This window comes from Actinacidiphila sp. DG2A-62, assembly GCF_035825295.1.
Lineage (GTDB): Bacteria > Actinomycetota > Actinomycetes > Streptomycetales > Streptomycetaceae > Actinacidiphila.
The window spans coordinates 3,734,387-3,759,066 of the sequence record NZ_JAYMGI010000002.1 but is presented as its reverse complement, the minus strand read 5'-3'; the positions used below and the strand labels follow the sequence as shown (position 1 = coordinate 3,759,066).

At 72.8% G+C, this 24,680-nt stretch carries 43 protein-coding genes; 32 read left to right on the top strand and 11 right to left on the bottom strand.

Annotated features, from left to right (window positions below):
• Positions 1-29: 29 nt before the first annotated feature.
• From VSR01_RS16520 to VSR01_RS16470, 11 genes are all read left to right on the top strand, one after another.
• Positions 30-509, top strand: a complete 480-nt coding sequence (locus VSR01_RS16520; RefSeq protein WP_326449976.1) for a hypothetical protein — start codon at positions 30-32, stop codon at positions 507-509.
• Positions 506-733 carry a hypothetical protein gene (locus VSR01_RS16515; protein WP_326449975.1) on the top strand — a complete coding sequence of 76 codons (228 nt, stop codon included), beginning with the start codon at positions 506-508 and terminating at the stop codon, positions 731-733. The genes VSR01_RS16520 and VSR01_RS16515 overlap by 4 nt, the downstream gene beginning before the upstream one ends.
• An 11-nt stretch (positions 734-744) precedes the next feature.
• Entirely contained in the window at positions 745-1,065 is a 321-nt protein-coding gene (locus tag VSR01_RS16510) for a hypothetical protein (RefSeq protein ID WP_326449974.1), read from the top strand.
• On the top strand, positions 1,062-1,274 hold the full coding sequence (locus tag VSR01_RS16505; protein ID WP_326449973.1) for a hypothetical protein: 213 nt from the start codon (positions 1,062-1,064) through the stop codon (positions 1,272-1,274). The genes VSR01_RS16510 and VSR01_RS16505 overlap by 4 nt, the downstream gene beginning before the upstream one ends.
• On the top strand, positions 1,271-2,245 hold the full coding sequence (locus tag VSR01_RS16500) for a hypothetical protein (protein ID WP_326449972.1): 975 nt from the start codon (positions 1,271-1,273) through the stop codon (positions 2,243-2,245). The genes VSR01_RS16505 and VSR01_RS16500 overlap by 4 nt, the downstream gene beginning before the upstream one ends.
• Positions 2,220-2,456, top strand: coding sequence for a hypothetical protein (locus VSR01_RS16495; protein ID WP_326449971.1), 237 nt, complete (start codon positions 2,220-2,222; stop codon positions 2,454-2,456). The genes VSR01_RS16500 and VSR01_RS16495 overlap by 26 nt, the downstream gene beginning before the upstream one ends.
• Complete coding sequence (locus tag VSR01_RS16490) at positions 2,453-2,629, top strand: hypothetical protein (protein ID WP_326449970.1); 177 nt, start codon at positions 2,453-2,455, stop codon at positions 2,627-2,629. Before VSR01_RS16495 ends, VSR01_RS16490 begins: the two co-directional genes overlap by 4 nt.
• A gap of 3 nt (positions 2,630-2,632) precedes the next feature.
• Positions 2,633-2,986 carry a hypothetical protein gene (locus tag VSR01_RS16485; RefSeq protein WP_326449969.1) on the top strand — a complete coding sequence of 118 codons (354 nt, stop codon included), beginning with the start codon at positions 2,633-2,635 and terminating at the stop codon, positions 2,984-2,986.
• Positions 2,983-3,531, top strand: a complete 549-nt coding sequence (locus VSR01_RS16480) for a hypothetical protein (protein ID WP_326449968.1) — start codon at positions 2,983-2,985, stop codon at positions 3,529-3,531. The genes VSR01_RS16485 and VSR01_RS16480 overlap by 4 nt, the downstream gene beginning before the upstream one ends.
• Entirely contained in the window at positions 3,528-3,953 is a 426-nt protein-coding gene (locus VSR01_RS16475) for a hypothetical protein (protein WP_326449967.1), read from the top strand. The genes VSR01_RS16480 and VSR01_RS16475 overlap by 4 nt, the downstream gene beginning before the upstream one ends.
• A 137-nt stretch (positions 3,954-4,090) precedes the next feature.
• Positions 4,091-4,354, top strand: a complete 264-nt coding sequence (locus tag VSR01_RS16470; RefSeq protein ID WP_326449966.1) for a hypothetical protein — start codon at positions 4,091-4,093, stop codon at positions 4,352-4,354.
• Positions 4,355-4,394: 40 nt separating this feature from the next.
• Here the strand turns inward: VSR01_RS16470 and VSR01_RS16465 are convergent, their stop codons facing one another.
• Positions 4,395-5,750: a transcriptional regulator gene (locus VSR01_RS16465; RefSeq protein WP_326449965.1), complete on the bottom strand. Its 1,356-nt coding sequence runs from the start codon at positions 5,748-5,750 to the stop codon at positions 4,395-4,397.
• Positions 5,751-5,982: 232 nt separating this feature from the next.
• Here VSR01_RS16465 and VSR01_RS16460 point away from each other — a divergent pair, with 232 nt between their 5' ends.
• From VSR01_RS16460 to VSR01_RS16445, 4 genes are all read left to right on the top strand, one after another.
• Complete coding sequence (locus VSR01_RS16460; protein WP_326449964.1) at positions 5,983-6,126, top strand: hypothetical protein; 144 nt, start codon at positions 5,983-5,985, stop codon at positions 6,124-6,126.
• 21 nt (positions 6,127-6,147) lie between these two features.
• The gene (locus VSR01_RS16455; protein WP_326449963.1) at positions 6,148-7,341 is read left to right on the top strand and encodes a cupin domain-containing protein; all 1,194 of its coding nucleotides are present in this window, start codon (positions 6,148-6,150) and stop codon (positions 7,339-7,341) included.
• Positions 7,338-8,249, top strand: coding sequence for an aldo/keto reductase (locus VSR01_RS16450; RefSeq protein ID WP_326449962.1), 912 nt, complete (start codon positions 7,338-7,340; stop codon positions 8,247-8,249). The genes VSR01_RS16455 and VSR01_RS16450 overlap by 4 nt, the downstream gene beginning before the upstream one ends.
• 186 nt (positions 8,250-8,435) lie before the next feature.
• Positions 8,436-9,041 carry a phosphotransferase gene (locus VSR01_RS16445; RefSeq protein WP_326449961.1) on the top strand — a complete coding sequence of 202 codons (606 nt, stop codon included), beginning with the start codon at positions 8,436-8,438 and terminating at the stop codon, positions 9,039-9,041.
• A gap of 54 nt (positions 9,042-9,095) precedes the next feature.
• On the opposite strand, the gene VSR01_RS16440 is transcribed toward VSR01_RS16445, so the two are convergent.
• A complete protein-coding gene (locus tag VSR01_RS16440) occupies positions 9,096-9,389 on the bottom strand; it encodes a hypothetical protein (RefSeq protein ID WP_326449960.1) in 294 nt (97 codons plus the stop codon).
• Between the two features lie 181 nt (positions 9,390-9,570).
• Between VSR01_RS16440 and VSR01_RS16435 the strand changes: the two genes are divergently transcribed.
• From VSR01_RS16435 to VSR01_RS16425, 3 genes are all read left to right on the top strand, one after another.
• A complete protein-coding gene (locus VSR01_RS16435) occupies positions 9,571-10,416 on the top strand; it encodes a DUF6011 domain-containing protein (protein ID WP_326449959.1) in 846 nt (281 codons plus the stop codon).
• Between the two features lie 70 nt (positions 10,417-10,486).
• Complete coding sequence (locus tag VSR01_RS16430) at positions 10,487-10,996, top strand: hypothetical protein (protein WP_326449958.1); 510 nt, start codon at positions 10,487-10,489, stop codon at positions 10,994-10,996.
• Between the two features lie 253 nt (positions 10,997-11,249).
• A complete protein-coding gene (locus VSR01_RS16425) occupies positions 11,250-12,242 on the top strand; it encodes an ATP-dependent DNA ligase (RefSeq protein ID WP_326449957.1) in 993 nt (330 codons plus the stop codon).
• 249 nt (positions 12,243-12,491) lie between these two features.
• Here VSR01_RS16425 and VSR01_RS16420 read toward each other — a convergent pair whose 3' ends face one another.
• The 5 genes from VSR01_RS16420 to VSR01_RS16400 all read right to left on the bottom strand — a co-directional run bounded on the left by VSR01_RS16420 (position 12,492) and on the right by VSR01_RS16400 (position 14,912).
• Positions 12,492-12,752, bottom strand: coding sequence for a hypothetical protein (locus tag VSR01_RS16420; RefSeq protein WP_326449956.1), 261 nt, complete (start codon positions 12,750-12,752; stop codon positions 12,492-12,494).
• A gap of 119 nt (positions 12,753-12,871) precedes the next feature.
• Positions 12,872-13,150, bottom strand: coding sequence for a hypothetical protein (locus VSR01_RS16415; RefSeq protein ID WP_326449955.1), 279 nt, complete (start codon positions 13,148-13,150; stop codon positions 12,872-12,874).
• Positions 13,147-13,617 carry a hypothetical protein gene (locus tag VSR01_RS16410; RefSeq protein WP_326449954.1) on the bottom strand — a complete coding sequence of 157 codons (471 nt, stop codon included), beginning with the start codon at positions 13,615-13,617 and terminating at the stop codon, positions 13,147-13,149. The genes VSR01_RS16415 and VSR01_RS16410 overlap by 4 nt, the downstream gene beginning before the upstream one ends.
• Before the next feature lie 10 nt (positions 13,618-13,627).
• Entirely contained in the window at positions 13,628-14,083 is a 456-nt protein-coding gene (locus VSR01_RS16405; protein ID WP_326449953.1) for a DUF6292 family protein, read from the bottom strand.
• Positions 14,084-14,192: 109 nt separating this feature from the next.
• Positions 14,193-14,912 (bottom strand): hypothetical protein, encoded by a 720-nt coding sequence (locus tag VSR01_RS16400; RefSeq protein WP_326449952.1) that lies wholly within the window; start codon positions 14,910-14,912, stop codon positions 14,193-14,195.
• A gap of 170 nt (positions 14,913-15,082) precedes the next feature.
• On the opposite strand from VSR01_RS16400, the gene VSR01_RS16395 reads away from it, so the two are divergent.
• Both VSR01_RS16395 and VSR01_RS16390 read left to right on the top strand, forming a co-directional pair.
• Complete coding sequence (locus VSR01_RS16395) at positions 15,083-15,229, top strand: hypothetical protein (protein WP_326449951.1); 147 nt, start codon at positions 15,083-15,085, stop codon at positions 15,227-15,229.
• Positions 15,226-15,498 (top strand): hypothetical protein, encoded by a 273-nt coding sequence (locus tag VSR01_RS16390; protein ID WP_326449950.1) that lies wholly within the window; start codon positions 15,226-15,228, stop codon positions 15,496-15,498. The genes VSR01_RS16395 and VSR01_RS16390 overlap by 4 nt, the downstream gene beginning before the upstream one ends.
• 55 nt (positions 15,499-15,553) lie before the next feature.
• On the opposite strand, the gene VSR01_RS16385 is transcribed toward VSR01_RS16390, so the two are convergent.
• The 3 genes from VSR01_RS16385 to VSR01_RS16375 form a co-directional block, all read right to left on the bottom strand.
• Positions 15,554-15,682, bottom strand: coding sequence for a hypothetical protein (locus VSR01_RS16385; protein ID WP_326449949.1), 129 nt, complete (start codon positions 15,680-15,682; stop codon positions 15,554-15,556).
• Positions 15,683-15,763: 81 nt separating this feature from the next.
• A complete protein-coding gene (locus VSR01_RS16380) occupies positions 15,764-15,910 on the bottom strand; it encodes a hypothetical protein (RefSeq protein WP_326449948.1) in 147 nt (48 codons plus the stop codon).
• A gap of 94 nt (positions 15,911-16,004) precedes the next feature.
• Complete coding sequence (locus VSR01_RS16375) at positions 16,005-16,460, bottom strand: hypothetical protein (RefSeq protein ID WP_326449947.1); 456 nt, start codon at positions 16,458-16,460, stop codon at positions 16,005-16,007.
• Between the two features lie 197 nt (positions 16,461-16,657).
• Here VSR01_RS16375 and VSR01_RS16370 point away from each other — a divergent pair, with 197 nt between their 5' ends.
• Positions 16,658-16,996, top strand: a complete 339-nt coding sequence (locus VSR01_RS16370) for a hypothetical protein (protein ID WP_326449946.1) — start codon at positions 16,658-16,660, stop codon at positions 16,994-16,996.
• A 347-nt stretch (positions 16,997-17,343) separates the two neighbouring features.
• Here the strand turns inward: VSR01_RS16370 and VSR01_RS16365 are convergent, their stop codons facing one another.
• Positions 17,344-17,646 (bottom strand): hypothetical protein, encoded by a 303-nt coding sequence (locus VSR01_RS16365; protein ID WP_326449945.1) that lies wholly within the window; start codon positions 17,644-17,646, stop codon positions 17,344-17,346.
• Between the two features lie 184 nt (positions 17,647-17,830).
• Between VSR01_RS16365 and VSR01_RS16360 the strand changes: the two genes are divergently transcribed.
• The 11 genes from VSR01_RS16360 to VSR01_RS16310 all read left to right on the top strand — a co-directional run bounded on the left by VSR01_RS16360 (position 17,831) and on the right by VSR01_RS16310 (position 24,603).
• Positions 17,831-17,995 (top strand): hypothetical protein, encoded by a 165-nt coding sequence (locus tag VSR01_RS16360; protein WP_326449944.1) that lies wholly within the window; start codon positions 17,831-17,833, stop codon positions 17,993-17,995.
• Between the two features lie 285 nt (positions 17,996-18,280).
• Positions 18,281-18,421: a hypothetical protein gene (locus VSR01_RS16355; RefSeq protein WP_326449943.1), complete on the top strand. Its 141-nt coding sequence runs from the start codon at positions 18,281-18,283 to the stop codon at positions 18,419-18,421.
• 272 nt (positions 18,422-18,693) lie between these two features.
• Entirely contained in the window at positions 18,694-19,686 is a 993-nt protein-coding gene (locus VSR01_RS16350; protein WP_326449942.1) for a protein transporter Sec31, read from the top strand.
• A complete protein-coding gene (locus tag VSR01_RS16345) occupies positions 19,683-20,354 on the top strand; it encodes a nuclease-related domain-containing protein (protein WP_326449941.1) in 672 nt (223 codons plus the stop codon). The genes VSR01_RS16350 and VSR01_RS16345 overlap by 4 nt, the downstream gene beginning before the upstream one ends.
• Entirely contained in the window at positions 20,351-21,484 is a 1,134-nt protein-coding gene (locus VSR01_RS16340; protein ID WP_326449940.1) for a hypothetical protein, read from the top strand. The genes VSR01_RS16345 and VSR01_RS16340 overlap by 4 nt, the downstream gene beginning before the upstream one ends.
• Before the next feature lie 11 nt (positions 21,485-21,495).
• Positions 21,496-21,963 carry a hypothetical protein gene (locus tag VSR01_RS16335; protein WP_326449939.1) on the top strand — a complete coding sequence of 156 codons (468 nt, stop codon included), beginning with the start codon at positions 21,496-21,498 and terminating at the stop codon, positions 21,961-21,963.
• A complete protein-coding gene (locus VSR01_RS16330; protein ID WP_326449938.1) occupies positions 21,963-22,955 on the top strand; it encodes a hypothetical protein in 993 nt (330 codons plus the stop codon). The genes VSR01_RS16335 and VSR01_RS16330 overlap by 1 nt, the downstream gene beginning before the upstream one ends.
• A 1-nt stretch (position 22,956) precedes the next feature.
• Entirely contained in the window at positions 22,957-23,193 is a 237-nt protein-coding gene (locus VSR01_RS16325) for a hypothetical protein (RefSeq protein WP_326449937.1), read from the top strand.
• A gap of 89 nt (positions 23,194-23,282) precedes the next feature.
• The gene (locus VSR01_RS16320) at positions 23,283-23,429 is read left to right on the top strand and encodes a hypothetical protein (protein WP_326449936.1); all 147 of its coding nucleotides are present in this window, start codon (positions 23,283-23,285) and stop codon (positions 23,427-23,429) included.
• Positions 23,430-23,511: 82 nt separating this feature from the next.
• On the top strand, positions 23,512-23,811 hold the full coding sequence (locus VSR01_RS16315) for a hypothetical protein (RefSeq protein WP_326449935.1): 300 nt from the start codon (positions 23,512-23,514) through the stop codon (positions 23,809-23,811).
• Between the two features lie 117 nt (positions 23,812-23,928).
• Positions 23,929-24,603, top strand: a complete 675-nt coding sequence (locus VSR01_RS16310; RefSeq protein WP_326449934.1) for a hypothetical protein — start codon at positions 23,929-23,931, stop codon at positions 24,601-24,603.
• Positions 24,604-24,680: the final 77 nt, after the last annotated feature.

Genomic DNA, 24,680 nt, shown 5'->3' with positions numbered 1-24,680 from the left:
GGCGCCCGCCCGACCCCAGGACTGAGCCCATGACGTTCGCCGCCATCGCCGCCGTACTGGCCGCCTGGCTCACCGGCGCAACCGCCCTGGCCGTCCTGCTCGGGCGGGCGCTGGCCCGCCTCGACGCCAGTACCGCCCTTCCCTGCGGTACCGACCCCACCCCGGCTCAAGGACACCCACCGATGAACCCCGACCTGCCGTGCCCACACCCCGACTTCGACGCCTTCGTATCCGTCGCCCGCATCACCGCCACCGACGACGGCCCCCCGATCGCGTTCAGCGCCACCATCACCGTCGCCTGCTCCGCCTGCGCCGAACCGTTCCGGTGGACCGGCGTACGGGCAGGCCTATCCTCCGCCCACCCGACGTGCAACCTGACCGAGACCGAACTCATCGCGCCGCTGCGGCCCGCGAGCTCCGACCCCGATTTCGGCCTCGGTCTGCCCGGCTTCGCCGTCACCTACCAGCCCGGCCCCGATGACACCGACACCCCGGACACCCGCCCGTGACGCCCGCCAACCGCCCACAAGTCCGCGACCGCGAGCGCGGCCCGGCACTGATCTACGTCACGAGCGCCGGCCGCCGCATCCCCGTCGACACCGAGGCGGTCACCGACGAACGCGAGCGCGACCTGTACCGCGCCCTGGCCGCCCGCGCCGAACGTCTCGCCGACGCGGCCGACAAGGACGCCACCGGTCCCGCCCCCGACCCGCGAACCGGCCACTACCTGTGAGGAACCCGCCCGTGACCGCGCCGTTCCGCTGCCCCCGGTGCACCGACACCTACCAACCGCACTGGGCCGCTCCCGACGCCTCCGGCCTGTGCCACCCCTGCGCCAACTTCCGCGACGGCCGGTGCGCCCTGCCCGGCCACCCCGACCACGACAGCCCGTGCACGTACGGCACCGAAGCCCCCGGCGACCCGTGCCGGTACTGCGCCGCCCCCGTCCCCGACGACGGGCCGTGCCTCACGTGCTGGCTCCGCTTCGCGAGCCTGCCCATGGCCGACGTCCGCGCGGTGTTCGCCGCCGACGGGTTCGACACCGTCCCCCGGCCCGGCCCATGACCGGCCGCCTGGCCGAACTCCTCGGCGCGGCCATCGACGCCGAAGGGCACATCGTGTGCCACTCCACGCTCGACACCCCGGCCCCCGCGATCTGCGCCGGCTACGCCGCCCACCCCCGCGGCGCCGCCCGCTCCCTCGCCCTGCGGTGCGTCCGCCTCGGCCTGGCCCGCCTGCACCTCGTCACCCCACCACCGAAAGGCACCCGATGACCACCACCCCCACCACCGGCCGGCCCCCAGCGCCGTACCCGGACGTCAAGGGCCGCTGCCCCGCCTGCGGCGGCAACTCCCTGTTCGTCGCCGAAGGCGGCTACCTCACGTGCCGCCGCGTCGACTGCGCCGAACCCGACGCCGCCGCGTCCCTGCTCGAACTCGCCGCGCCCGCACCCGGCCCGCACCACCCGGACGACGTGCTGCACCGACACGTCACCCTCGCCATCACCACCGAGCACTACCGCCGCGCCCGCGAACGGATCGAGGCGTCCCCGGAACAGCACTCCGCCGCCATGGCCACCGTCGCCCTGCGCGCCCTGGTCACTGCCGACGTGCCCGCAGCCGACCCGCCCACGCTCACCCGCGGCTCGCTGCCCGACCAGATCCGCACCGCCGCCCAACGCCTCAAGGCCCGCGCCGACGCCGTCAAGCACCACCACGATGCCGAGCTGTGGGGCCTGGCGCTCTCGCTGGACCTGGCGGCCGACGCCGTCGAGCACCTCGCCACCCGGCACCCCGCGATCCAGGCATGGGGCCGCGTCTACGAGCGAGCCGACGCCGCCGAAACAGCCCTGCGCGCCGCCAGCCTGTGGCCGCTCGCGACCGGCGGCACCGTCCGCTCCCGCCTGGTCGTCGGCGAGACCGGCCCCGGCGGATGCGCCCTGCCCCACCCGGACACCACCGGCGGACACGCGGACAGCACCTGTCCGGGCACGGAGGACACCCCCGCGACCAGGCGCAACAGCGTCCGCCACGCCATCAGTCGCGCCTTCGATATGCCCGCCCCCGGAAACCCGGACACGGACACGTCCGCCGCTGTCCGCGACCTGCTCAACCGCTGGCTCGCCGCCGGCCCCCGTCGCTCGGAACCAGCATCAGTCGGTGGTGGGACGTCCGCCTCGCCGAACTCGCCGCCGCTCTCGACCCACGACAGGACACCCCGTGATCCAGACGCCCGACCCCCATGACCTCACGCCAGCAGAAGCCGAACGCCGGATGGCAGAAGCCGAACGAGCCGAACAGCAGGGCCGATACCGCGAGGCCACCCACCTCTATGACCAGCTCGGCAAGGACATCCAGGCCCGGTTCGGACGCTTCGACTCCCGCGCACTCGACGCCTTCGAAGGAATGGCCCGCTCGATCCGCAAAGGCGCCGAGAACAAGGACGGGACGCGATGAGCGCTGCCAGCCCCAACCGTCCTCGGCCGATCCGCCAGGTAGCAACCGCCGCCATCGAGGCCGCCGTCCCCCTCGTGTCCACCCTCCGTGCCCTGGCCGCGCGCCGCTGCGCGGCCGTGGCCGGCGCGCTCGTTCCGCTGTTCCACCGCCCCACCCACCCCAAGGAGTCGTAACCCGTGCCGTCCTACTGCTCACCCACCAGCCGCGCGCACAACCTGCTCGTCCGAGGCTTGGCCGACCGCCACGGCCTCGGACTGCTCGAAGCCCACTTCGCTGTACGCCGCGCCGCCCTCGGCATCCCCGACGAACACACCGAGCTGGTGCACGCCGAAGCCCACGCCCTGCTGCTGGAGTTCACCACCGCCGTGAACCACCACCTGGCCACCCTCGCGCGCGCCTTCGCCACCCTCGGCCAAGCCGCCACCCGGGCCGCCGCCTCGATGCAAGCCGCGCCCCGGCCATCCCCCGAACGGCCCGCCTGGCAGTCTCCCCACGGCCCCGCCCGCACCCGCCGAGGGAGCAGCCGGTGACGATCTCCGTGGACTTCGACGGCGTCCTCCACCGGTACGGCCGCGGGTGGGCGGACGGCACGATCTACGACCCGCCCATGCCCGGCGCCCTGGCCGGCCTGCGGACCCTGCTCGCCCTCGACTCGGTGTTCATCCTCACCAGCCGCGAGCCCGAACAGGTCATGCCTTGGCTGGAGTCCTACGGCTTCGACGTCACGATCGACGAGCGGTGCGCCACCTGCCTGCGCTCGGCCGACCCCGCGTGCCCGGCCTGCCACGGCTCGCGCCTCCTGCCGTTCTGGGAGCTGCGCGACCAGCTGCTCGTCACCAACCGCAAGCTCCCCGCTCGGGTGTACCTGGACGACCGTGCGATCCGCTTCACCGACTGGCGCCAGGCCGTGACCGATGTCACCGCCGAGGTGAGTAATCCGCTACAGGCCACCACCCACCCCTGGCCCCACCGTGGAACCGCGTTGCGTACCACGCCTGCCCGTGACCAGCTTGGCGCCGCCGTGACCGAAGCGCTCGGCGCTGCCACCCCCCATCGAGAGGACCCGCCACGATGACTCCCCACCTGACCTCGCGCCGGGGCGAGGTGACCTTGGCCGCAGCCGTCCGGTTCGCCGCCGCCTACGCCGCGCTCACCGCCGCCCACGAGGCTGGTGACTACCTCGTCCAGCGCGACACCGACGCCAAACAGAAGGGCGACCCCGGCCCGCAAGGGGCCGCCGCATGCGCGCGACATGTCGCCTCATACGCGGCAACGCAGGCCCTGGCTCTCTGGGCGGCGGACCGGTACCTCGGCCTCGGCCTGGACCGGCGCCGCGCATTCGCCGGCCTTGCGCTGTCCGCCGCCACCCACTACGTCGCGGACCGGTGCGCCGGTCACTGGGCCGAAACCGGCCCGGACGCCCCGCTGCTGGTCCGCGCCGCCCACAAGGCGGGCAAGACCGGGTGGCTCACCCGCGACCCCCAGGCCGGCCCCTGATCGACCAGGCATGGCACAAGACCTGGGTGGCCATCGCCGCGGCCATCGTCGCCGGCGGGCACGACAGCTGAAGGGCAATGGCCCGTGTCCGGCCGCCCCACACGCCCCCGCACCGATCCGATCAAGTTTGGACTGATATGGCTACCCGACGCATTCGAGCCTGCGACGTCGCCCACGACCTCACCGCCGCCGGGCATTCCGACGCCACCCGAGGCCCCGCCTGGACGCCCGGCCACCGTGCCGTCCAGGCCAGCCCCCGTACCGTGCGGTGCTGGCACGACGGACCTGACGAGCAGGCGCAACTCGACCTGTACGCGGTCGCCCTCCGCACCCGCGGGTACACCGTCACCCCGGAGCGGGGGAAGGCGAAGCGGCCCGCGTTACGCGTCACCCACCCTTGACGCGAGCGCTGATCCGGCGGGGTACCCGGCCGCCAGCTCCTCAGCCGGTGGAAGCGAGAAATTCCGCGACGACCGGCGTTCGCCGATGGCTGGCCAAGTCCCTCCGCAGACCGGCCAGCGTGCCGCTGGCCCGAGCCGAAGAGACCCCGCCCATCAGCTCTACAGCCCGCTCGGCAGTCTCCACCGCGCCATCGACGTCGCCCAGCGCAAGGTAGGCAGCCGCTCGGCGTGCTTCGTAGATTGCGGTGCCCCGCCTCTCCAACCCGGCGTCGTACGGGTCGGCGTGGGTCAGCGCCGCATCGAAGTAGTCCAGCGCTCGCCGCGGATCACCCACCGTCAGTGCGGCAGACCCAGCGGCCTGGAAGATCTCCCCGGCGTTGACCCAGTACATCCGCTCCAGGTCCTCGGAAGGAGGACCGCCGCGGTCGTACGCGGACAGCGCGGCGTCGACCGCCCGGTACGCAGCCGCCGAATTCCCCGCGACCGAATGCGCGCGGGCCTGCCTGATGTAGAGCAGCGTCACGACCCGCGGCGAGGTGATCGAGCCCCGGTACGACAGGGCGTTGTCGAGCATGTCCAAGGCGCTGCTGGAGTCCTGGCTGGTCCCGGAGTATCGGACGATCGACCAGAACGCGGCGGCCACCGCACCCGCCGTCCGGTCTCCGGCGCTGCCAGCGGCCCGGAGCGACTGGTGGTAGTGGCGCTCGGCCTGCTGCAGCCTCCCGCTGTCGTAGGCGCACCACCCGGCGAGGCGCGCTGCCTCCGCTGCGCTGGCGAACAGGCGTCGGCCGACGTCCTCGCTGTACGTGAAATCGCGGAGCAGACGGCGGGCGAGACGAATCTCGGCCACGGCCGCGTCGTAGACAACGTCGGCACCCAGGTCGTCATCAAGATGCCGGAGCGCGGTGAGCCTGTCGTCAATCCGGGCGGCCGACGACGCGTCGATGCGCTGCCCGGCCGACTGCGCATCCGAGGGGTGAGCCGTGGCCCACTGGGCGATGACCGCAGCGACCGTTCCGGTCGAGGCGATCAGCATGTGGCGTCGGTCCACGGGTCCTCCGTCATGGTCCAGTGCCTGAATGGTTCCCGCAGCTGTCCACGGCAACTCCCATAAACCGTCGTTCTGTTGAAGTCCGGCCAGCAGCCAGTTCGGCCACCCCTGCGCCTGGACCTCGCGTGGCGAGATCCCAAGGACGGCGGCCATCGCGAGCTGGGTCGGCCGGGTGGGCACTTGCGGGCGCGCATCTGCGGTCCACCGGCTGACCTTCTCCTTGCGGGTGGCGAAGTTCTGCCCGTACCCCCTCCGGATGTACTCCGCCCGCACTCTCCGCAGATAGGACTCCGACGTCCAACCGCGTTGCGCCAGCAGCACCGTGAGCGGGTGGGTGTTGTGCATCCGTAGAACCTCCGAACGGCTGGAATCACAGTGTTGTCGACCCGGGGGCGTGATCGGAACGGGAAAGGCAACCGGAGCAACCGGAGCAACCACGGCAACCCACCGCAACCGAGAGCAACCGAGAGCAACCGAGAGCAACCGTTCGCGTCTTCCGGCGCAACGGCGCAGGCGCTGAGATTGCCCTACGGCCGCAGCCGTGGCCGTGCTTCGGATCACCTCGCAGGAGGCAGCAATGACCGAACGGATCGAGAACGCTTCCGCCAACGGGCCGGACTCCGGCCTGGTCGTCGCCCGGCGGCAGATCGCCGCGGCCCGCACGCGCGGCGCGACCCCGTCCGACGGCGGGTCCACCGGCAAGGGCGACGGCAACGACTAGTCGGAACCTGGTGAAGCTGCGATGACCCGAGTGATCATCGCGGAGCGTCTGGGCCAGGACACGTTCCTGGCCCAGACGTACAACCGCGATTACCTGCACGTCCCCGGCGCCGTGAAGGACCCGGGGGCCTTGGTGTCCTTCGACACCCTCAACGACGTGATCGGCACCGCCCGCCTGGAGTCGCCTCGGCTGCGGCTGCACCAGAACGGCGACCCGATCCCGCCCTACCGATACGCCGCGCCGGTCACGACCCGGCGCCACACCGTGTGGCAGCGCGTCCACCCCGAGGACCTGCACCAGCGCCTCGCCGAAGGTGCGTCCCTCGTGGTCGACGCGATCGACGAGCTGCACGAGCCGATCGGCGACCTGGCCGCCGAGCTGGAAGGCTGGCTCCGCACCAGCGTCCAGGTCAACGCCTACGCCTCCTGGACCGCAACCGAGGGATTCGGCACGCACTGGGACGACCACGACGTGATCGTGGTCCAGATCGAGGGCTCGAAGCGCTGGAAGATCTTCGGCCCGACCCGGCACAAGCCGATGTTCCGGGACGTCGCAACCCCGGAAGACCCGCCGGACACCCCGGTCGCCGAACTCGTCCTCGACCCAGGCGACATCCTTTACCTGCCGCGCGGCTGGTGGCACGCCGTCACCGCGGACCAGGGCACGCACTCCCTGCACCTGACGTGCGGCATCACCCCGCACACCGGAGCGGCCCTGCTCGGGTTCATGTCCGAGATGCTGCGCGTCAGCGACGTCGTCCGCTCCGACCTCCCGATCCACGCCGGACCGGACGAGAAGCGCGCGTACCTCGCCAGCCTGGCCGGCGAGGTGGCCGGGGTCCTCGAAGACCCCGCCACGCTGGACTGGTACACCGCGACCCGCGACGCGGAGGACATCGGCCGGCTGCGTCCGTCCCTGCCGTACGTCAACGGCGTGCCTGCCGACCCGGACCTGAAGGTCCGGCTGACCAGCGGGCGTGCCAGGCTGCGGACGGTCACCGACGAAGGACACGATCTGGTGCGCCTGGCCGCCGCCGGCAGTGAGGTGGATCTCGCCCCCGCCGCCGCGCCGATGCTGGAATGCCTGGTGAGCGGAGGCTGGTGGAGTCTCGGCGACCTCGCGCACGCCTCGCAGGTGAGCGTCGGCCAGGCCGCCGCCGTCGTCACGGAGCTTCTGGCGGCGAAAGCCGCCTCCGTGCGGACGGAGGCCGCGTGAAACCCACGCTGGCACTGGGCACCTACCGGATCGCCGGGGAGCACCTGACGGACGCCGCACGGCGCGCCGCCAGCTCCCCGGCGGCCTGGATCGACACGGCCCCGAACTACTGCTATGGCCGCGCGCACCGCCTGCTCGCCCCCGCGCTGGCGGAGTACCCCGCTCTCCGAGTAGCAACGAAGGTGGGCTACATGGACTCGGCCCGCGCACGCGTCGCCGAAGCTGCCGGCGTCATCGACAGCCGAGACGCGATCGCCCGGCACAGCATCGGGGCCGCCTACGTCCGGTGGCAGACGGAGGACAACCGCGCTGCCCTCGGCCGTGACTGCCTCGACATGCTGTTCCTCCACAACCCGGAGCGCACCGCCCGCCCCGGCGAGCTCTGGGCAGAACTGCGGGACGCCTTCACCGTCCTGGAGGAGGAGGCGGACGCCGGGCACATCGCGGCGTACGGCATCGCCACCTGGACAGGTTTCAGCGAGGGCGCGTTCAGCGTGTCCGTCCTCGATCGGCTCGCCCGGGAAGCCGCAGGTAGCGACACCCACCATCTTCGCGCCATCCAGCTCCCCGTCAGCCTCGTCATGGCCGAAGCCTTCGACATGGCGCTGCGGGGGACCGGCCCGATCGTCCAGGCCGGCTGGCAGGGGTGGGAAGTCCACGCTTCGGCGCCGCTGCACGGCGGCGAGCTCAAGGCCCTCGCTACCCCGGAACTCGCCGAGTTGATCCAGCCGGGCGCGAGCATCCCGGCGGCGTGCATCACGGCGGTGGCGAACTGCCCTGGACTCTCCAAGGTGCTGATGTCGACCGGAGATCCGAAACACTGGGCGGAAGCCCTGACGGCCGTCGATGAGCCGGTCGCCGCTTCCGCCCTACGAAAGACGCTCGATGTACTCGCCACCGTCGAATGACACAGACACCAGGCGGATGATCGCCGCGCACTCCGCGGCGGCATCCGCCCTTGGCGTCGCCCCGACAGGACAGATGACCTGGGGCTGGCACGGCCGTACTGTCGGCCGCCGCGCCGTGCACCCCACGCACGGGGAGTGCTGGCTACGGTTGCTGTCCGCCCCTCCGGAACGGGCCAACGGAAAGTTGTGGGAGGGCAACGCCCTGGCCGGCCTCTCTTCCCCGTCCACAAGCCCGAACTGCACGCCGTCTACGACCACCAGACGGACGGCATCGCATACCGCGCGGAACTCACCGCCTACACCAGTTCCCCCGTGCTCTCGCCCGATCCGGTACTCAGCGCCGAACTCGATCTCGCGCCGGAGTTCCTCGAGCAGCTGCACGCCGACGTGCGGACCGTCAACCAGGCCGTGACCGATCGCGTCGCGGTCCGGCAGCAGTGGATCGACCGCGTGGTCCCCCTGATGACAAGCCAGGAGGCGCCGCAAATCCGCACGTGGCAGTGTGCGCACGGCGACTTCCACCCGGCCAATCTGACCCAAGACGGCACCATCCTGGACTGGGAGGGTTTCGGCATGGCGCCGGCCGGCTACGACGCCGCCACGCTGTACGCCTACAGCCTGACCGCCCCGAAAACAGCGGCGCGGATCTTCGAAGAGTTCAAGATCCTCGACAGCCCGGACGGACGACAGGCCCTCCTCGTCGTGGCCACCGAGCTGCTGCAGGCAGCCAGCCGCGGCGCCCACCCACACCTGGTGCCGGACCTAGTCGCCCTGGCTCGCCGCTGCACCTGAGCTGAGACAGGCCGCCGCAGAGGTGAAACTGCCCGGTCCGGGCCGGCCAGGCCGCTATGACTTCTTTTCCGGCTCCGCGATCGACCGCACGGTGGGTTTTCTCTTGCGCGGCACGTCGTACTCCCGCGCGATCCCGCGCACCGTCTCGTTGCTGTACGGCACGTGCGCGGCCATCTCGTCAGTTGTCACCGACGGGAAGGCGCGCAGATCCGCGGCGATGGCGGCCCGCACTGCGGTGCGGGCCGCCGCGACTGCTTCCTCGGCCTTGCCCAGTTCCTTCAGCGCGTCCTGCAGCTGCTCGCTCGGCGCGTACGCGGCCGGCGCCTCCTCGGCGTTCTCAGTGCTCATACCGAGAGCATGACACAAAACGGCTTGGCCAAGCCCGGCTGGCCGAACCTCGCCTCGATCGGAGTAGGGCACGACACACCCTCAAGACCTTCTTGGCCAATTCAGTTTGGCCAAGTTCTCTTGGGTAATATACGAGGTGTCGGGACGAACCAACCGCCCCACCGGAGCAAGGGAGCACAACATGACCGCCACCATCACCGCCCCCGCCACCACCGAAGAGGCCCCCCTGTACCGCCGGGCCGAGACCCGCCTCGCCGTGGTCGGCAAGGGCAAGCGCATCCATTACTCCGCCACCGACGACACCCTGTGCGGCAAGGCGATCACCCGCTACACCGACGTCGAGGAGGCCGCCACGCTCGGCTACGAGCACTGCGGCCGGTGCATCCGCGCCGCCGAAGACCGCGCGTACTCCATCAGCCTGGCGGGCGCCTCCCCGCTCATGGCCGCGCTGCACGACGTAGTCGACACCGTCGAGGCCGTCGACGCCGCCCGCCGCGACCTTCCCACCGTGGGCCAGATGACCACCCTCGCCCGGCTCCTGGACGAGCTGGCCGACGCCACCGGCGAGGCCGCCACGCACCGCGACAACGCCCGCCTGCTGCTCGCCAACCACGACATGACGTTCCGCCTCGCGTCGACGTACCTCGACCGCCTCATCCCCGCCGCCCGCGCGCTGCGCGCCGAGGCCGCCGCCGCCCGCGCCGCCAACGACCAGGCCGCAGCCAAGGCCGCCGCGGCCCTGGAGCCTGGCATGTACGCCCGCGACGGCCGCGTCTACCGCGTCGTGCTCTCCGAGGCCGGCCGCCTGTACGCCAAGGTCTGGGCCGAAGGCGACGACGACACCCCGCCCAGCTTCGAGTTCGCCCCCGGCGCCATCCGCCACCTGCGCCCCGAGCACCGCATGTCCGCCGAGGACGCCAAGGCCTACAGCCGCCGCATCGGCGCGTGCTGCGTGTGCGGCAAGACCCTCACCGACCCCGCCAGCATCGAACGCGGCATCGGCCCCGTGTGCGCCGACAAGGTCTGACCCTCCCTCACCCCGGGGCCGCCCCACGCCGGGCGGCCCCACCCCCGACCTACCGCCCCGGAGGCAACCCGTGCCCACCCCCGTGACCCTCGCCCTGGCCGTCGCCACCACCCGCCCCACCGTCGACGGCATGCGCCCCATCCCCGCCCCCTACGACGCCGCCCGCCTTACCTTCGTCCCCGCCGCCGAGCTCCGCCCCGGAGACCTGGTCGTCGGCGACCTCGGCGCCCGCGCCGGCCGCGCCGGACACCTTCGCCACGGCGACTGGATCGCCGCCCCATACGTCGCCCAGCCCGGCCCGTTCCGCCCCGACTGCGCTCCGTGCGCCGCGTGGATGAACGGCTACACCGGCCCGGCCGTCGTCACCTTCCCGCACGTCCCCGAGGACGCCGCCGCCCTCGTGGCGATCATCCCCGCCCCACCGGGGTACGTCGCCCCGCCCGAACCCTGCCTCCACACGTGCACCTGCACCCGCGGATTCCTCCCCTCCACCGCCCGCTACTCCCCGCCGTCCCGGTGCTGGCACTGCCACGGCATGCCGTGCCCGACCTGCACCACCGCCCACATCAACACCCACTGAAAGGCCCCCCGATGCGCCGTTTCCGCGACCTGGTCGACCTCGTCCGCGACTCCATGAACGGCCCCGGCTTCTGGCTCGGGTTTCTCGTCTCCGCCTACCTGCTGTGGAACGCCCGCCACACCGTCACCTGACCCGGCCCGCCCCGCGCGCCGCACCCCCACCCCCGGGGCGCGGCGCGGTCGCGTGCGCCAGCTGGCCCACACCACGGCCACGCGGCCACCGCGACGAGCAACCCACCGGCCACGCTGGACCCGTGGACCTCCCCGACGAACCGATGCTCGCCGCGCCCACCCACACCTGGGCCCTGCCCCCGGACGGCTCGGTGGCCGCCGAGCCGAAGTGGGACGGGTTCCGCGCCCTTGCCGGCCTCCTGGACGACGGCACGCCCGTGATCCGCTCCCGCACCGGCACCGACCTCGCCCGGTACTTCCCCGACATCGCCGCCGCCCTCGCCGCCCAGCTCGCGCCCGCCAGCCTGCTGGACGGCGAGCTGCTGGTGTGGTCCGGCGGCCGGATCTCCTTCGACCGGCTCTCGGCCCGCCTGAACCGCTCGCCCCGCACCGTCGCCGCGCTCGCCGAACGCGAGCCGGCCAGCCTCATGGTCTTCGACGTCCTCCACCTGGACGGCACGCCGCATCACGCCCGCCCGTACCGCGCCCGGCGCGCCGTGATCGAGGCCCTGTTCGCTTCCGGCCGTGCCCGCCCCCCGCTGAACCTGTGCCCGTCGACCACCGACGAGTCGACCGCGAGCGGGTGGCTGGAGCAGTGGGGGCCCGACAACGTCGAAGGCCTGGTCCTGAAACCCACCCGGAGCAGCTACCGCCCCGGACGGCACCGCGGCGGGTGGCTGAAATGGAGGCTGCGGGACTCCCGCGAAGCCATCATCGCCGCCGTGACCGGCCCACCCGGACGGCCCGGCATCGTCCTTCTCGGCCGCTGGGACGAGGCCGGACAACTGCGGTACCTCGGCCGCACCGCGCGGCTCGCCGAAGACCAGGCGCGATCCGTGGCCGCCGCGCTCCGGCCGGCCTCGCCCGGCCACCCCTGGGAAGGCTGGACCTTCGCCGCCTCCTGGGGGTCGAAGGACAAGCTGACGGTCCGCCTGGTGGAACCCGACACGGTCGCCGAGGTCAGCGTCGACGTCTCCCGCCTGTCCGGCGACACCTGGCGCCACAGCGTGCGATGGACCCGGCTGCGCCCCGACCTGTCGCCCGCCGACCTGCCGCCGTTCGGCGACGACCGATAGCCGCGCACCCGTCAGAATGTCCGCTATGAGCTACCGCCCGCGCCGCCACCACCTCGACGTCGACCGTGCCCGCCGCCAGATCTTCCGTCACCCCGGCATCGCCCCGTGCCCAATGTGCCACCACCCCCGCAACGCCCATGCGCTCGAGGACGGACAGCCCGTGTGCACCCGCGGGGCGGGCCGGCGCGTCGCGTGTCCGGCGAGATCCGTGCAGGTCAGGGCCGGTTTTAGATCAAAAACACGCCGGGGTCAGAACAGGGCCATCGCGTCGGCCGGCTCCTGGTCGGGCTCCGGGGCGGGCTCGGGCTCGGGGATGGGCAACTCCATCTGCCCGTTGGGCAGGTCCACGATCTCCAGCGATCCGGCGCACGACAGCAGGTGCCCGTGGGCGTCGCGGCGGGCGTCGGGGGCGTCGTGCCGCCAGATCCGGCCCTTGCTAAGGCGACCGGCGACCATGCCGGCCGCGATCGACCGGGTGCAGTTCGGACATTCGACGCGGGGCATTTTCACGCAAACCAGTGTGACGAAGCCCGGCCTGCCGCGTACAGCAGACCGGGCAACCGGGTCAGTCGGCCACTGGTCGAGGACGCTCGGGATTTGCCGATCCTCTGCCCGTACGGTGCCGCTGCCTAGTCAGCGATCGGTTCGTCGCGGCGGATGTACTTTCCGCGCGTCCGGTCGAAGAGCATGCATTTCCCGAGCGGCACGCCAACGGACCGGTGCAGCGGCCTGCCGAGGACGGTGAAGCCGGAAATGTCCTCGACGTCTTCTGTGAGGTGGGCGGCGTCGTCGGGGTTGAGGAAGATCTCGATGTCGTCGCTGGAGGACTGCGTCTGCGCCCAGGCGAGCGTGTGGACGATCTCCTTGTAGAGACCGGTCTTCATCATGTAGTCGAAGGCATCGCTCACGCGTCTAGCGCACCTCGCTCGGCGAACACGACCAAGTCGCTCGTGCCGATCGGCCGGCGCTCGCCCCGGTTGATCCGGTTGCGCAGCTCCTCCAGCGGCCCCGCGCCCTCGCCGCCGAGGACGTACCCGTACGCCAGGAGCGCCGCCGTACGGTCCTCGTACATGCCGGGCAGCCATCCGTACCAGGACGCGGCCACGCCCCACGAGGGCGGGCGTCCGGCGATGCGCCCTCGGGCGCTGGTCTGCTCGGGCCCGTACAGGCGGGCCAGGCCGACCGCCTCGGCACCCTCGGATACCGGCTCGCTGGCCTCTTCCTCGAACGCGACGCGGTCCCAGTCGGGATGCGCGAGCCGTTCGATCCGGTCCGGGGTGAGCGGGCCTTCGGTGAGCGCAGCGTCCAGGGCGGCGATGATTTCGCGGGAGCCGCCGAGCCGGATGGCCTTGCCGATGATTCGGGCATCGTCCAAAGCCCAGCGGTCATGGCCGGGCCTCCTGTGTCGTGTAGGTATCGAGCTGCTCTTCAAGAGTCTCGTCGTGGTCACCATAGAACCGGTAGCTCGGGCGAGGGCGGCCGGTCGCCTCTGGCAGCTCGCCGAGCGCGGCCTGGACGTCGGTGAGCAACTCGGCCGGGGCGGGCAGCAGCTGGTCGCACAGCGGGTACGCCAGGCCGGCGAAGAGGCTGTCGCGGGCGTCGGCGTGGAAATCCCAGCCGCTCTCCTCTGTCCACGACAGGAAGACCTGCCGGTCGCCGTAGACCTGCATGGTGGCGAGACGGGCGAGGACGATGTGGGCGCAGCGGATCGGGTCACCGTCGTCCCAGAAGTCTTCCAGGAAGTCGACGTCGGCGACGGAGATACCGGCTTGGGTGAGTGCTGCGGCGACGGCTCGGATGTAGGCGCGGTGAGACCCGCCGAGGGGGACATCAAGGGGCATGACAGCTCCGTGGAGTTGTCTCCCGCCCGGCCCGCAACCAGCAGCGTGGAGATCGCCGGGAAGCCCGGCTTCTGATCTCCATGATAGCGGGCCCGGCCGCCCCTGTACGTCATTTCCCGATCCTCCGCCCGTACGGTCCGGCCGACGGCGGGGGCTGCCGGGACGCCGGCGACGTCGGCAGCGGGGCGTGGACGATGGCACCTTGATTGGCTCCCGGGATCAGGCCGTAGACGAGGATGCAGGAGGCGTCGATCCGGCCGGGGCTGTCGGGGTCGGTGTCCTGCCACGTTGCCCACTCGTTTTCGAGGTCCACGAAAGCGCCGCGCAGCCGCACCTTGTCCTGGACCATCTGCTGGGCAACGGGCGCCGCACGCAGCAACTTGCCCTGCTTGGCGCGCACCGGGTCGATCAGCGGCATCAGGTGTTTCTTGGGGATCACCCCGTCGCGCTGTAGCGCCTCCCACGACGTTTCCAGCGCCAGGACTGCCATGTCGCGGCCGAAGTTCCACTCCACGTAGATCACGCTGGCGTTCGTCTCGTACGCCAGGAGGCATGCCGCGGTGGACCACTCGGCCGACGACATGGCCTTCGACACGTCGTGGGTGACCCACACGCGGCCGTCATCGCCGAGGAAGCCACCGATGACGCCGGCGACGTCCCGGCCGCCACCGGACGGGTCGATCGCGACGGCGATCTTCTGCGGCTCGACGCTGCCCCCGGGGTCGCGGATGAGACGCAGCAGGTCGCGGGAGACCAGCGCGCCTTCGGACGGCTGCGGGTCACCCTGCGCCATCGAGTGCCAGTCCCGCACGCTGGAGGTCGCCTTCACGTCCGCCCACCAGGCCAGGAGCGCCCGGCGGTTCTTCGTGCGGATCTTCGGGTCCGCGAGTGCGCCGAGCTCCAGGCCCGCCTGCCCGTGGCCGCGATGGTCGCCGAGTTCGCCCGCGCCTTCGCCCGGCCGCCGCTGCCGACGTCCCTCGTCCTCACCGGACGCGCCGCGTGACCGCCGTCCCGGCCGCGCCCGGCCTCGACGACATCGACGCCCTCCTGGACGCCGCCACCGCGCAGCTCCCCCGGTCGACCTGGCCGCGCTCCTCGCCGCCCAACGCGCGGCCACCAGCGCCCCGCAGCCGCCCGAGGACGTGATCCCGGCCCCCACGTTCCCCCGCGACCCCTCGCGCCCGTGGCTGGCGTGCCCTGCCGCCCGCTACGCCTGCCCGCGCGGATGCGGCTGGTTCCACGACGAGCCCACCGACGACGGCGCCCCGCTCCGGATCGTGGTCCCGGCCGACCCGACCCCCGACGACGTCACCGCTGCACTCACCGCCCGCGCCGACGCCCGCGCCGAGCAACTGCACGCCCGGATCCAGGAAGCCATCACCGGCCACCTGGCCGACGCCCACCCCGAGCCCTGACACCACGGCGGCCGGCGCCCAGCTCACCCGCCAGGCACCGGCCGCACAATCCCCCTCACGCCTTGCCGGTCTTCGCCCCGGCCTTGATACGCGCGATCTCCACCTTGGCCCGCGCGATCACCGCCACGACGGCCACGACCGCCGCCCCCAGCAGCACGAACACGAACGCCGTCGTACCCGCCACGTGAACCACCCCTCTCGCTCACCAGGCACAACGACCCCGCCTCCGAACCGATGTGCGCCCGGACGGCCGTACTGGACTGTCTCAGTCGTCGGCCGTGAGCTGAGCGATCCGGTAACGGGCGTCCGTCTCGCTGATGGCCCCGGTCTCGACCTCGTTCTCGATACCGGCGACCTCCTGCTCGGTGCAGGCGCCACAGTCGGTGTAGCCGGGGTCGAAGGCGTTCCGCATGATCACTCCAACATGCTGCTGCCGCCCGCAGGCCGGGCGGTCTGGCCGTACCCACGCCGCAGGCGGGGCCGACGGGTCCGGCAACCGCGACCGGTCACGCCGCCGGGGTCCGCTGAACCTCCGACACGCGCACCGACCGGATGTCGGCGATCTTCCCGTTCTCGACGTTCAGCTCCGTCGCCCGCTCCTCGCTGGTTTTCGTCTTGCCCACCCAGAGCTTCTCTGCGGACAACGTCATCGTGCCCAGATGGTCCCCGTCGGCGTCCAGGAGCTCCACCTCGACGTAGTAATCGGCCGCCGCCGTCGCGTGGTTGGTGATCGCGTAGTGCACAAAGTACATGTGCGGGCCCAAGTACGGATCGTCCTCGAACCCGGCCTTCACGATCCGCACGTCCGCCGCCGCCCCCGGCGCGGCGTGGCCGGTCGGCGAACTCGGCCGGGCCGCCGACGACACCGCCGAGGCCTTCGGCGGCGCGCCGGCGTCCTTCCCTCCCGACGAACCGGACGACGAACACGCGGTCAGCGACACCGCCGCGACAACGGCGAGCACGGAAGCGAGACGAACAGGACGGGACACGCGAAACCTCCAGGAAGCGAACCAGGAGGCACAGAAGGTAGCGGAACACCCCGCCCCCTCGTGATCGGTTCGCGTCGAATCACTCCGAACGTGACGCCACGACTTCAGCGTTGACCTACCAATCACTGATCAATCACATAAAAGGTGCGCTGAGTCGCTACCCTGCTGCCGTGCGACATGTCTACGAGTGCCCCAACTGCCGCGTCATCGGCGACCCCCGGATCACCCGGGCCGACGCCGTCAGCGACCGCACCGCGCACCGCGACCGCGCCCACCACGGCCTCGCCCCCAGCGGCCTCGGCCACGGCCCCGCCGACTCGATCCAAGCCGTCCCCGGCATGCTCGGCCAGCTCGCCCGCGGCGCCTTCGCCGACCTCGCCGCCGCCGGCCAGCGCCGCCAGCACGCCAAGGCCCGCGCCGCCTCGGCCGCCAACGCCCGCGCCGAGCGCCTCGCCACCATCGCGTTCTTCGCCGTGCTGGTCGTCGTCCTGGTCGTGATCACGAGGTAGCTTCGACCCCGGCGAGACAGGCCACGGCACAGCAGGAAGCCCCACCCGATTCTGACGGGTGGGGCTTCTGCACGCTCATCCCCGCGACCGCGGGGAGCAAAGTGCCCGGATGACCGTTCCGTTCGGCGTCACGGGATCATCCCCGCCCGCGCGGGGAGCACGGGGCCGCGCTCCACGGCGTCATCCCGCTGATGGGTTCACCCCCGCCCGTGCGGGGAGCACATCGCTGCGTCCGCCGAGGTCCGTCGACGCCGGACGGCGCGGGCTGTGCTTCCACGGTAGCGAGGCGTCCCGCCCAGGATGCCGGAACGCCGAGATTGGCACACGGGGAGCAACGCGCCCCGCCGTCAGGGCTGTTGCGCGTCGTCTTTCTTCGGCCGCTTGGTCACGCCTTGGAGGATGTCCCGGACGCGCCCGAAGCTGATCGCCAACTCCGCGGCGATCGCCCGCAGGCTCATGCCATCGTTCTTCATTTCCGCGACGGCTTCCTGCCGCAGCGCGCGGACTTCGCTGTGCAGCGTTGGCCACTCGTCGAGCAACTGGGTCAGTTGACGGGCTCGCACGGCGGCCGGCTCGGTCGAACCGAGCGCCTTGATCGCTTCCAGCAAGGCCTCCACCTCCTCGTCTCTCTCGCTGCCCGATTTGTCCACGCTCGCACCTTTCGGAACCATGAGCGCGGTTTCGCGACACGCTTGTGTGGGGTACCCTGCACGTGTAGGGTACCCCACACGGGAGGTCGACGGAACCGCCTCCTGTGACACAACGGCCCCGGCCGGGCTCTCACACACCGACCGGGGCCAGCCAGCACAAACCTGAGCTACCAGGAGGCTGACCGTGCAGCATCTTTCCACCTCGACCTCGCCGCAGTCCGGCGACCCGACGCGCCGTCTCGCCGTGATCGGTTTCGTCCGGAAGTTGGCGGACGGCCGCGCCACCACCGTCACGATCACGCCCGAGGGCGGCCGCAGCGTCACCACCACCACGGGCGGTGCGCGATGAACGGCCCCGGAGTCCACGACCCGAAGACGTGCCCGCTGTGCTCGCAGGTGAGGCACCCGTCGCAGGCCGCGCCCCGTCGCCACCTCGCCGAGCACCCGCTGCCGACCCAGAAGACGGGCGGTGCGTGATGTGGGGCGACGACGCGAACGACCGCGTCATCCCCGTCATCCCCGGCCCGCGCGCCTCGGAGGAGGTGCCGCAGTGCTGCGGCCGGCCGATGACCCGGGACGGCGTCCAGTGGGTGTGCTCGCGGTGCCGCGGGTTCTACCAGCCGGGGAGGCGCGGATGAGCGCCGCCGACGAGCAGGCCAAGGCCCGCGACGACTACGCCAGGGGCGCGGCCCAGCGGACCACCGAGGCCCGCCCCGACGCGGACGCCCGCGCGTCCGGCGCCGAGGCCGCCCAGGCGAACCGGGGGCCGCGATGACCGCCCGCCTGCGCCGCGCCGCACGCACCGTTGCCCGGGCGGTGACGCGCGCGTCGAACGACTGGCAGTGCTCGGTGTGTGGCGCCTGGTTCACCAGCGAGACGCCGTCCCAGCGCTGCCCCGACTGCTCCTGACCTTCCGTTGACCGGCCGGGCCCGCGCCTCTTCGCGGGCCCGGTCCCAACCTGGCCGCGCCCCGGGCGTGATGCCGCCGGATCGACTCCGGCCCCGGCCGCTCGACCACCCGCCCGCAACCGTCACGGAGGAACCGCGATGAGCACCCCCGGCACCTCGCCGGACACCCCGCAGCCCCGAATCCCCGGGGTCCGGTACCGCACCGAGACCCGTGAGCGGCTGGTGCCCGAGACCGTCAACGGAGAGACCCGGCTGGTCCCCGAGACCTACCAGGTCGACGTGCCCGTGCCTCCCCGGGACATGGACCGGATCATCTTGCGCGCGGTCACCTGCGCGGCCGTGCTCGTGACCGGCCTGTCGGTCGCGTGGACCACGGCCGGGATCGGCGCGCTGCTCGCTCCGGTCGTCCCCGACGTCATCGCCTACGGCGTGGCCGGCGTGTTCGATCTGGCGTGGCTGTGCTGCCAGGCCCTGGAGTGGCTGGAGCGGTACGACCCCAAGCGGGCCAACGTCGCTCGCGGCGCGGGGTGGGCCGCGCTGGTGATCGCCGTCGCTGCGGTCGTCGCACACGGCGTCGACGTCGGCGACTCGGTCGGAGGCAGCGTCGGCGCGGCCGTCTCCGTCATCGCCAAGGGGCTGTGGGTCGTCGTCCTGCGGCACTACTCGGTGCCGCTGGGAGAGCGCGTTGGCGGGTGGCTGCTGCTGCGCCGCCGCGAGGTCACCGCACAGCGCGCCCTGTCGGGCGAGCTGCGGCGCCTGGCGGCCGACGAGGCGTACTCGCGCGCGGTGTTCGGGGACCTGGCCGCGTCCGCTGCACAGGCGACCACGGGCGCGGACCTGGACCCGTCGGCCAAGCCCGTGCCGATCGAAGCCCCGGCCCCACCGGTCGCGCCTCCGGCTCCGCCGGTCGTTCCGCCGTCCCCGGCCCCCGGCCCGATGCCGTCGAACGTGACCCGGCTCGACACCGGCAGCCCGTCCATCGCGGATACCATCCGCGACTGCCTCGCGCACGGCATCAGCGAGACGCCCGACGTCATCGCCCGCGTCCGCGAGGTCCACGGCGACAGCGACACCCTCGACAAGACCGTCGCGCGCACCCTGCGCCGCATCCGGCGGGGGAACGCGTCATGACCCTGCTCGCACTCGCCGCCGTGGCCGTGGTCGTCGTCCTGGTCCGCCGCCGCCTGTCCAACCGCCCCGGTCCCGGCGCGTCGGCGGCGGCCCGCGCCCGCGCCTTGCGGACCCCGCTGGTTCGGCTGGCCGAGCTGGCCGGCATCAACACCGCCCGGGGCCGCCAGGCCGCGCAGTACCGGGCGGGCGCGGACGGCGAGCGCCGCACCGCCGTCCGCCTGGCCGAGCTGGAGCGCGACGGGTGGACGATCCTCCACGACCGCGCCCTGCCCGCCTCGCGCGCCAACGTCGACCACCTCGCCATCGCCCCCGGCGGCGCCGTGTTCGTCCCCGACTCCAAGCGGTGGTCGTCCCGGTTCCGCGTGCGGGTCGTCCGGGGCCGGGTCCTGCACGGCAACCTCGACGTCACCCGCCGCCTGGCCGGCCTGCGGTACGAGGCCGCCGCCGTCGCCGAACTCCTCGGCGTCCCCGTCGTTCCCGTCGCGGTCATCGACGGCGCGCCCGTCGAGTACGGCGAGCTGCACCACGACGGCGTCCTGATCATCCCCGCCGACCGGCTGTGCTCGCTCCTGCGCGACCTCGGCGCCGACCCCGGCCCGGTCCCTCACCCCCAGCTCACCGCACAGGCCGAGCGCCTGCTGCCCCCGTACACCCGGAGGAACCCGTGACCCCCCTCGGTGACGACGAGCGCCGCATCGGCCGCCGCCTGCGCCGCCTCGTGGACGGGCCGACCGCGCACGACGCCGCACGCGGACACGCGGCCGGGCACCCGGACACCCCGGCGGACACCCGGGCGGACACTGTCCCTGCGGCCGCTCCCGCGCCGCCTGCCGCCCCCGCGGCGGACACCGGCACCGGACACGGCGGGCAGGCCACCGTCCGCCGCCTGGAAACCGCCCGTGTCCGCCGGGCGTCCGCCCGCCCGGACGGCGTCCAGCGCGGCGGCGGACGGTACCCGGACTGGCGCCGCGGCGACCTCGCGGACATCACCCTTGCGGCCCCCACCGACGCCCCGCCTCCGCCCGCCACGGACACCCCGGCGGACATGGCGGACGTCGCGGCCCCGGACACGGCGGACACCGTCGCGGACACCTCGGACGCGGCCGGACCGGAGCAACCCGCGAAGAGCCGCCGACGCCTGCGGCTGCTCAAGGCCGCGCCCGTGCCGGCCTCCGCGCCGCTGCCGCCCGAGCTCGCGGTCGACGAGGCCGCCGACGACGACGGCGAGGCGGCACCGGGCGCGCCGGTGAACGTGACCAAGCGGCCCGGCGTGGCCGCACGGTGGGCACACTCCGACCTGGCCGACGACGGCCGCCTGCGGTTCCTGTTCTTCAACGGCACCGCCGCCGGGGCCGGGTACGCCCTCGGCCTGGTGCCCCGGCTGGAGCGCTACCTCCCCGCCTCGGCCCAGTCCGCCACCGGCACGATCGCCGCCGTCCTGGCGCTGCTCGCCGCCGTCGCGGTGTGGCGCTTCACCCGCATCCCGTACGTCCGCGACTACCTGCCCATGGCCCAGGTCACCCGGCCGATCGTCACCGCCGTGGCGGCCGAGATCGCCCGCCGCCTCGCCCCCGTCGCCGTCGCCTACCCCGACCGGTACGGCACCCGGTACGGCCTCGACGCCCACGCCGTCTCGCTGCTGCTCACCTGCGGCGGCCTGGCCTTCGGCCTGTGGTGGCTGATCGACCGCCGCACCGTCGCCGCCAACTGGTGGTGGGGCGCCCGCTGGCTCGCCCGCATCCCCCTGGCCTCCGTCGTCCTGGCCACCGCCCTGTACGCCCCCGGCAACACCGTCTGAGAGGCCCCACCGTGCACCCGATCCTCGCCGCACCCGCCACCGTGGGGGGCATCAACGGCGGACAGTTCCTCGGCACCATCTCGGTGTCCGGCCTGGCCCTGGGCGCCGTGACCGCCCTCATCCTCGGCCTGCGCGGTTCCACCCGCATCAAGATCGACACGAGGGACAAGGCCGCGTGGTGGGGCATCGTCACCGGCACCTTGTGCATGGCGGCACAAGGCACCTGGGCCGACCTGGCCACCACCATCAACAGCCTCCCCACCTCCGCCTTCTCCGCCTCCAGCGGACTCGGCGACCCCAAGCAGGGCGGCATCGCCCTGTTCCTCACGCTGTGCGCGTTCGCCGGCCGCGGCAAGAGGATGATCTGGCCCGCCCTGTTCGGCATCGCCGCCTCGGTCACCTACGGCACCGCAGGCGGCGTGTGGGGCATCCTCGTCAACTTCATCCGCGTCCCCATCGGCCAACTGGCGGGGGCGTGATGACCGTCCGCGACGAGATCACCGGCCTGTTCCGCGGCGTCCCGGTCAAGGCGATCCGCCGGGACATCGCCCTCGGGACGCACGTCCTGGTGCGCGCGGGGGCGAGGCACCTCCGGCGCGGCGTGACCACCGCGGTCCGCGCTGCAGCAGCACGCCCCGCCCCGCCGGTCCCGGCCGCGTCCGCCGCGCCTGCGGCCAAGACCGGCCTGTCCGACGAGCCCGCCGACACCGCCGCCGCGACCACCGCGGCGGCGGCCCCAGCCCAGACCGGGAAGCAGGCCCCGGCCGCACCGGCGAAGAAGCCCGCCAAGGCGGACACCGGCGAAGCCGTCGCCCTGGCCGTGCTCACCCTCGGCGCCGTCGCCGCCGCCGCAGGCGGATTCCTCGGCCCCCTCGCGCACCGCCTCGCGCCGTACCTGACCGCCCGGCACGTCCTCGACGCCGTCGCGCTGTTCGCCGCCGCGTGGTCGGTCGCCGCCTACTTCGCCGCGCGCCGCCACCCCCACTACAAGCCGCGCCGCACCGGCCCCGCGCCGGCCGCCGCACAACCCCCCGCCGAGTCCGCCGACGACGCCTCCGAGCCGGACGGCGAGGACCTCGTTGAGCGCGACCGTGCGGCCCTGCTCGACCTGCTGGAGAAGGTCACCCGCGGACGCAACGGCGTGCACCTGGACGAGCTGTTCTTGCACACATCCCGTCACCCCTACTTCGCCACGGTCCCGCGCCCCCAGCTCGGCGCCCTGCTGCGGGCGTTCGGGGTGGCCGTGCCGCGGTCCCTCACGGTGGGCGGAATCAGTGGTCGCACGGGGGTCCGCCGGGCCGACGTCCTGGCCCTGCTCCCCACCGTCGCCAAGGCCTCGCCCGACCCGCTCTCTCTCCCACTCTCTACCCCTTCTGACCTGCTCGAATCTCGGACCACTCTCGGCCACTCTCGGCCCGGCTCTCGGCCAACCGAGAGCCCACTCCACGCCCCACAACCCGAAGGAAAGTGACATGACCACAGCCCGAACCGGCGGCGCCCCGACCCCCCGCCACTGCGGCAAGCCCCTCTTCCGCGACGCCGAAAGCTACTGGTGGTGCCAGGTGTGCCGCGGCTACCTCGAGGCCGACGCCGGCCTGTGGGAGCAGGTGTACGGCGGGGATCTCGAAGCGATCGGAGTCCAGCTCCGCCCCACCTACGAGAGCCGACCCGCCAGGCCCCCGGCCAACCCCCAGATCGGCCGCCGCTGATCTCCCATGCCCCGGGGCGGCCGACAGCCGCCAAGCATCCCGGCCGCCCCGGTCCACCCATCCCGTTGAGCGACACAGGACAACCCATCGTGCCACTGCCGTCCATGCCGATCCGCGACAACCGCCCCGGCGACGAACCCCACGCCCGCGAGTACGACCCCAACACCGGCGGATGGACCCGCCCCGCCACCGCCCCCGCGCCGGCCGGCCGCGAGCAACAGCCCGCCCGCCGCTGACCCCCGCCCCCGGGCTCGATCCGCCACCTGTCCGGTGTCAGACCGAGCCCCTACCCTTGTCGCGATCTGAATGGAGGCCACCGTGGACGGACCGACCCCCATGGACATCGCCCGCCGCACGAGCGGCGGGTACGGAACCGGTGAAGGGCACGTCGGCCTGGTCGACCGCACCGACCCGGACGAGACCGCCCCGCCGTGCGCCATGTGCCCCGGCGACGCCGTGCTGTACTTCGTCGAGACCGCCGAAGAGAACCAGACCTTCGCGTGCCTCGCGCACGCCGGAGCCATCGCCTACTCCGTCGCCGTCGCCTCGACCGCCGACCCCACCGTCCCCGCCTCGGAGCGAGGCGCCGACGACCGCCGCTGGCGCAAGCCCGCGTAACCCGTCGCGGCTCCCCCCGCGCGGCGCTCCACCGGCCCACCTTCACCCCCGTACGCCCCGGGTGGAGGTGGGCTGTTGCTTACCCTGAGCAGCACCAAGCAGCACTAAAGGGGCGTCATGACCGATACAGCTACGTACCTCCGCACCGCCGACATTCCGTTGGAGGACCTTTCGCCGTATCCCGGGAACGCGAAGGTCGGCGACGTCGACGCGATCCGCGCCAGCGTCCACCGCTCCGCCCCGGCCACGACCCCGGACGCGGACGGCATCGTGCGCGCCCAGACCTTCGAGGAGGGCGAGGTCTACATGCTCGGCGCCCCCTTCGACGGGTACTTCGCCGACCGGTACCTGATGGACTTCTACGACGTCACCGACCGCGACATCTGCTCACGGATGCACCTGCACACCGGCCTGCGGTTCGTACGGATGATGACCGGCCCTGGCACCCGCATCCGCGTATCCAGCCTCGCGCCGATCCACGTTACCGACGTCCCCGGTGTCACCGCCTGGACCCCCGCCACGTTCGTGGACGACGCCCCCGACGTCCCCGCCGGCCACCGCCGCGACCGGTACAACCTCGTCGTCCCCGAGAACTCGTGGGCGGACATGCAGATCCCCCGCGGCGTCAGTCACCAGTTCAACGCCCACGGGCCGCACGCCGTCATCGACTCCGTCCACCCCGAGGAGTCCATCGAGACGTTCCGCGAGCGCATGACCGGCTACAAGATGATGGCGCAAACGATCTTCCTCGCCGACGAACAGCCCGCAGCCGCCTCATGTGTGCTCGACTGAAGATCAGCAGGTCAACCCCCACAACCCCGGTAGTTGAAAGCCGGATATGGACAAAATAGTCACACCGAGTTGACGAG

What these genes read in the sequence shown, in the direction of transcription:
- VSR01_RS16520 (WP_326449976.1), top strand. Translation starts at nt 30, where the DNA reads ATGACGTTCGCCGCCATCGCCGCCGTACTGGCCGCCTGGCTCACCGGC.
- VSR01_RS16505 (WP_326449973.1), top strand. Translation starts at nt 1,062, where the DNA reads ATGACCGGCCGCCTGGCCGAACTCCTCGGCGCGGCCATCGACGCCGAA.
- VSR01_RS16500 (WP_326449972.1), top strand. Translation starts at nt 1,271, where the DNA reads ATGACCACCACCCCCACCACCGGCCGGCCCCCAGCGCCGTACCCGGAC.
- VSR01_RS16490 (WP_326449970.1), top strand. Translation starts at nt 2,453, where the DNA reads ATGAGCGCTGCCAGCCCCAACCGTCCTCGGCCGATCCGCCAGGTAGCA.
- VSR01_RS16475 (WP_326449967.1), top strand. Translation starts at nt 3,528, where the DNA reads ATGACTCCCCACCTGACCTCGCGCCGGGGCGAGGTGACCTTGGCCGCA.
- VSR01_RS16470 (WP_326449966.1), top strand. Translation starts at nt 4,091, where the DNA reads ATGGCTACCCGACGCATTCGAGCCTGCGACGTCGCCCACGACCTCACC.
- VSR01_RS16465 (WP_326449965.1), bottom strand. Translation starts at nt 5,750, where the DNA reads ATGCACAACACCCACCCGCTCACGGTGCTGCTGGCGCAACGCGGTTGG.
- VSR01_RS16460 (WP_326449964.1), top strand. Translation starts at nt 5,983, where the DNA reads ATGACCGAACGGATCGAGAACGCTTCCGCCAACGGGCCGGACTCCGGC.
- VSR01_RS16455 (WP_326449963.1), top strand. Translation starts at nt 6,148, where the DNA reads ATGACCCGAGTGATCATCGCGGAGCGTCTGGGCCAGGACACGTTCCTG.
- VSR01_RS16440 (WP_326449960.1), bottom strand. Translation starts at nt 9,389, where the DNA reads ATGAGCACTGAGAACGCCGAGGAGGCGCCGGCCGCGTACGCGCCGAGC.
- VSR01_RS16435 (WP_326449959.1), top strand. Translation starts at nt 9,571, where the DNA reads ATGACCGCCACCATCACCGCCCCCGCCACCACCGAAGAGGCCCCCCTG.
- VSR01_RS16405 (WP_326449953.1), bottom strand. Translation starts at nt 14,083, where the DNA reads ATGCCCCTTGATGTCCCCCTCGGCGGGTCTCACCGCGCCTACATCCGA.
- VSR01_RS16380 (WP_326449948.1), bottom strand. Translation starts at nt 15,910, where the DNA reads ATGCGGAACGCCTTCGACCCCGGCTACACCGACTGTGGCGCCTGCACC.
- VSR01_RS16355 (WP_326449943.1), top strand. Translation starts at nt 18,281, where the DNA reads ATGAGCGCCGCCGACGAGCAGGCCAAGGCCCGCGACGACTACGCCAGG.
- VSR01_RS16350 (WP_326449942.1), top strand. Translation starts at nt 18,694, where the DNA reads ATGAGCACCCCCGGCACCTCGCCGGACACCCCGCAGCCCCGAATCCCC.
- VSR01_RS16345 (WP_326449941.1), top strand. Translation starts at nt 19,683, where the DNA reads ATGACCCTGCTCGCACTCGCCGCCGTGGCCGTGGTCGTCGTCCTGGTC.
- VSR01_RS16330 (WP_326449938.1), top strand. Translation starts at nt 21,963, where the DNA reads ATGACCGTCCGCGACGAGATCACCGGCCTGTTCCGCGGCGTCCCGGTC.
- VSR01_RS16325 (WP_326449937.1), top strand. Translation starts at nt 22,957, where the DNA reads ATGACCACAGCCCGAACCGGCGGCGCCCCGACCCCCCGCCACTGCGGC.
- VSR01_RS16310 (WP_326449934.1), top strand. Translation starts at nt 23,929, where the DNA reads ATGACCGATACAGCTACGTACCTCCGCACCGCCGACATTCCGTTGGAG.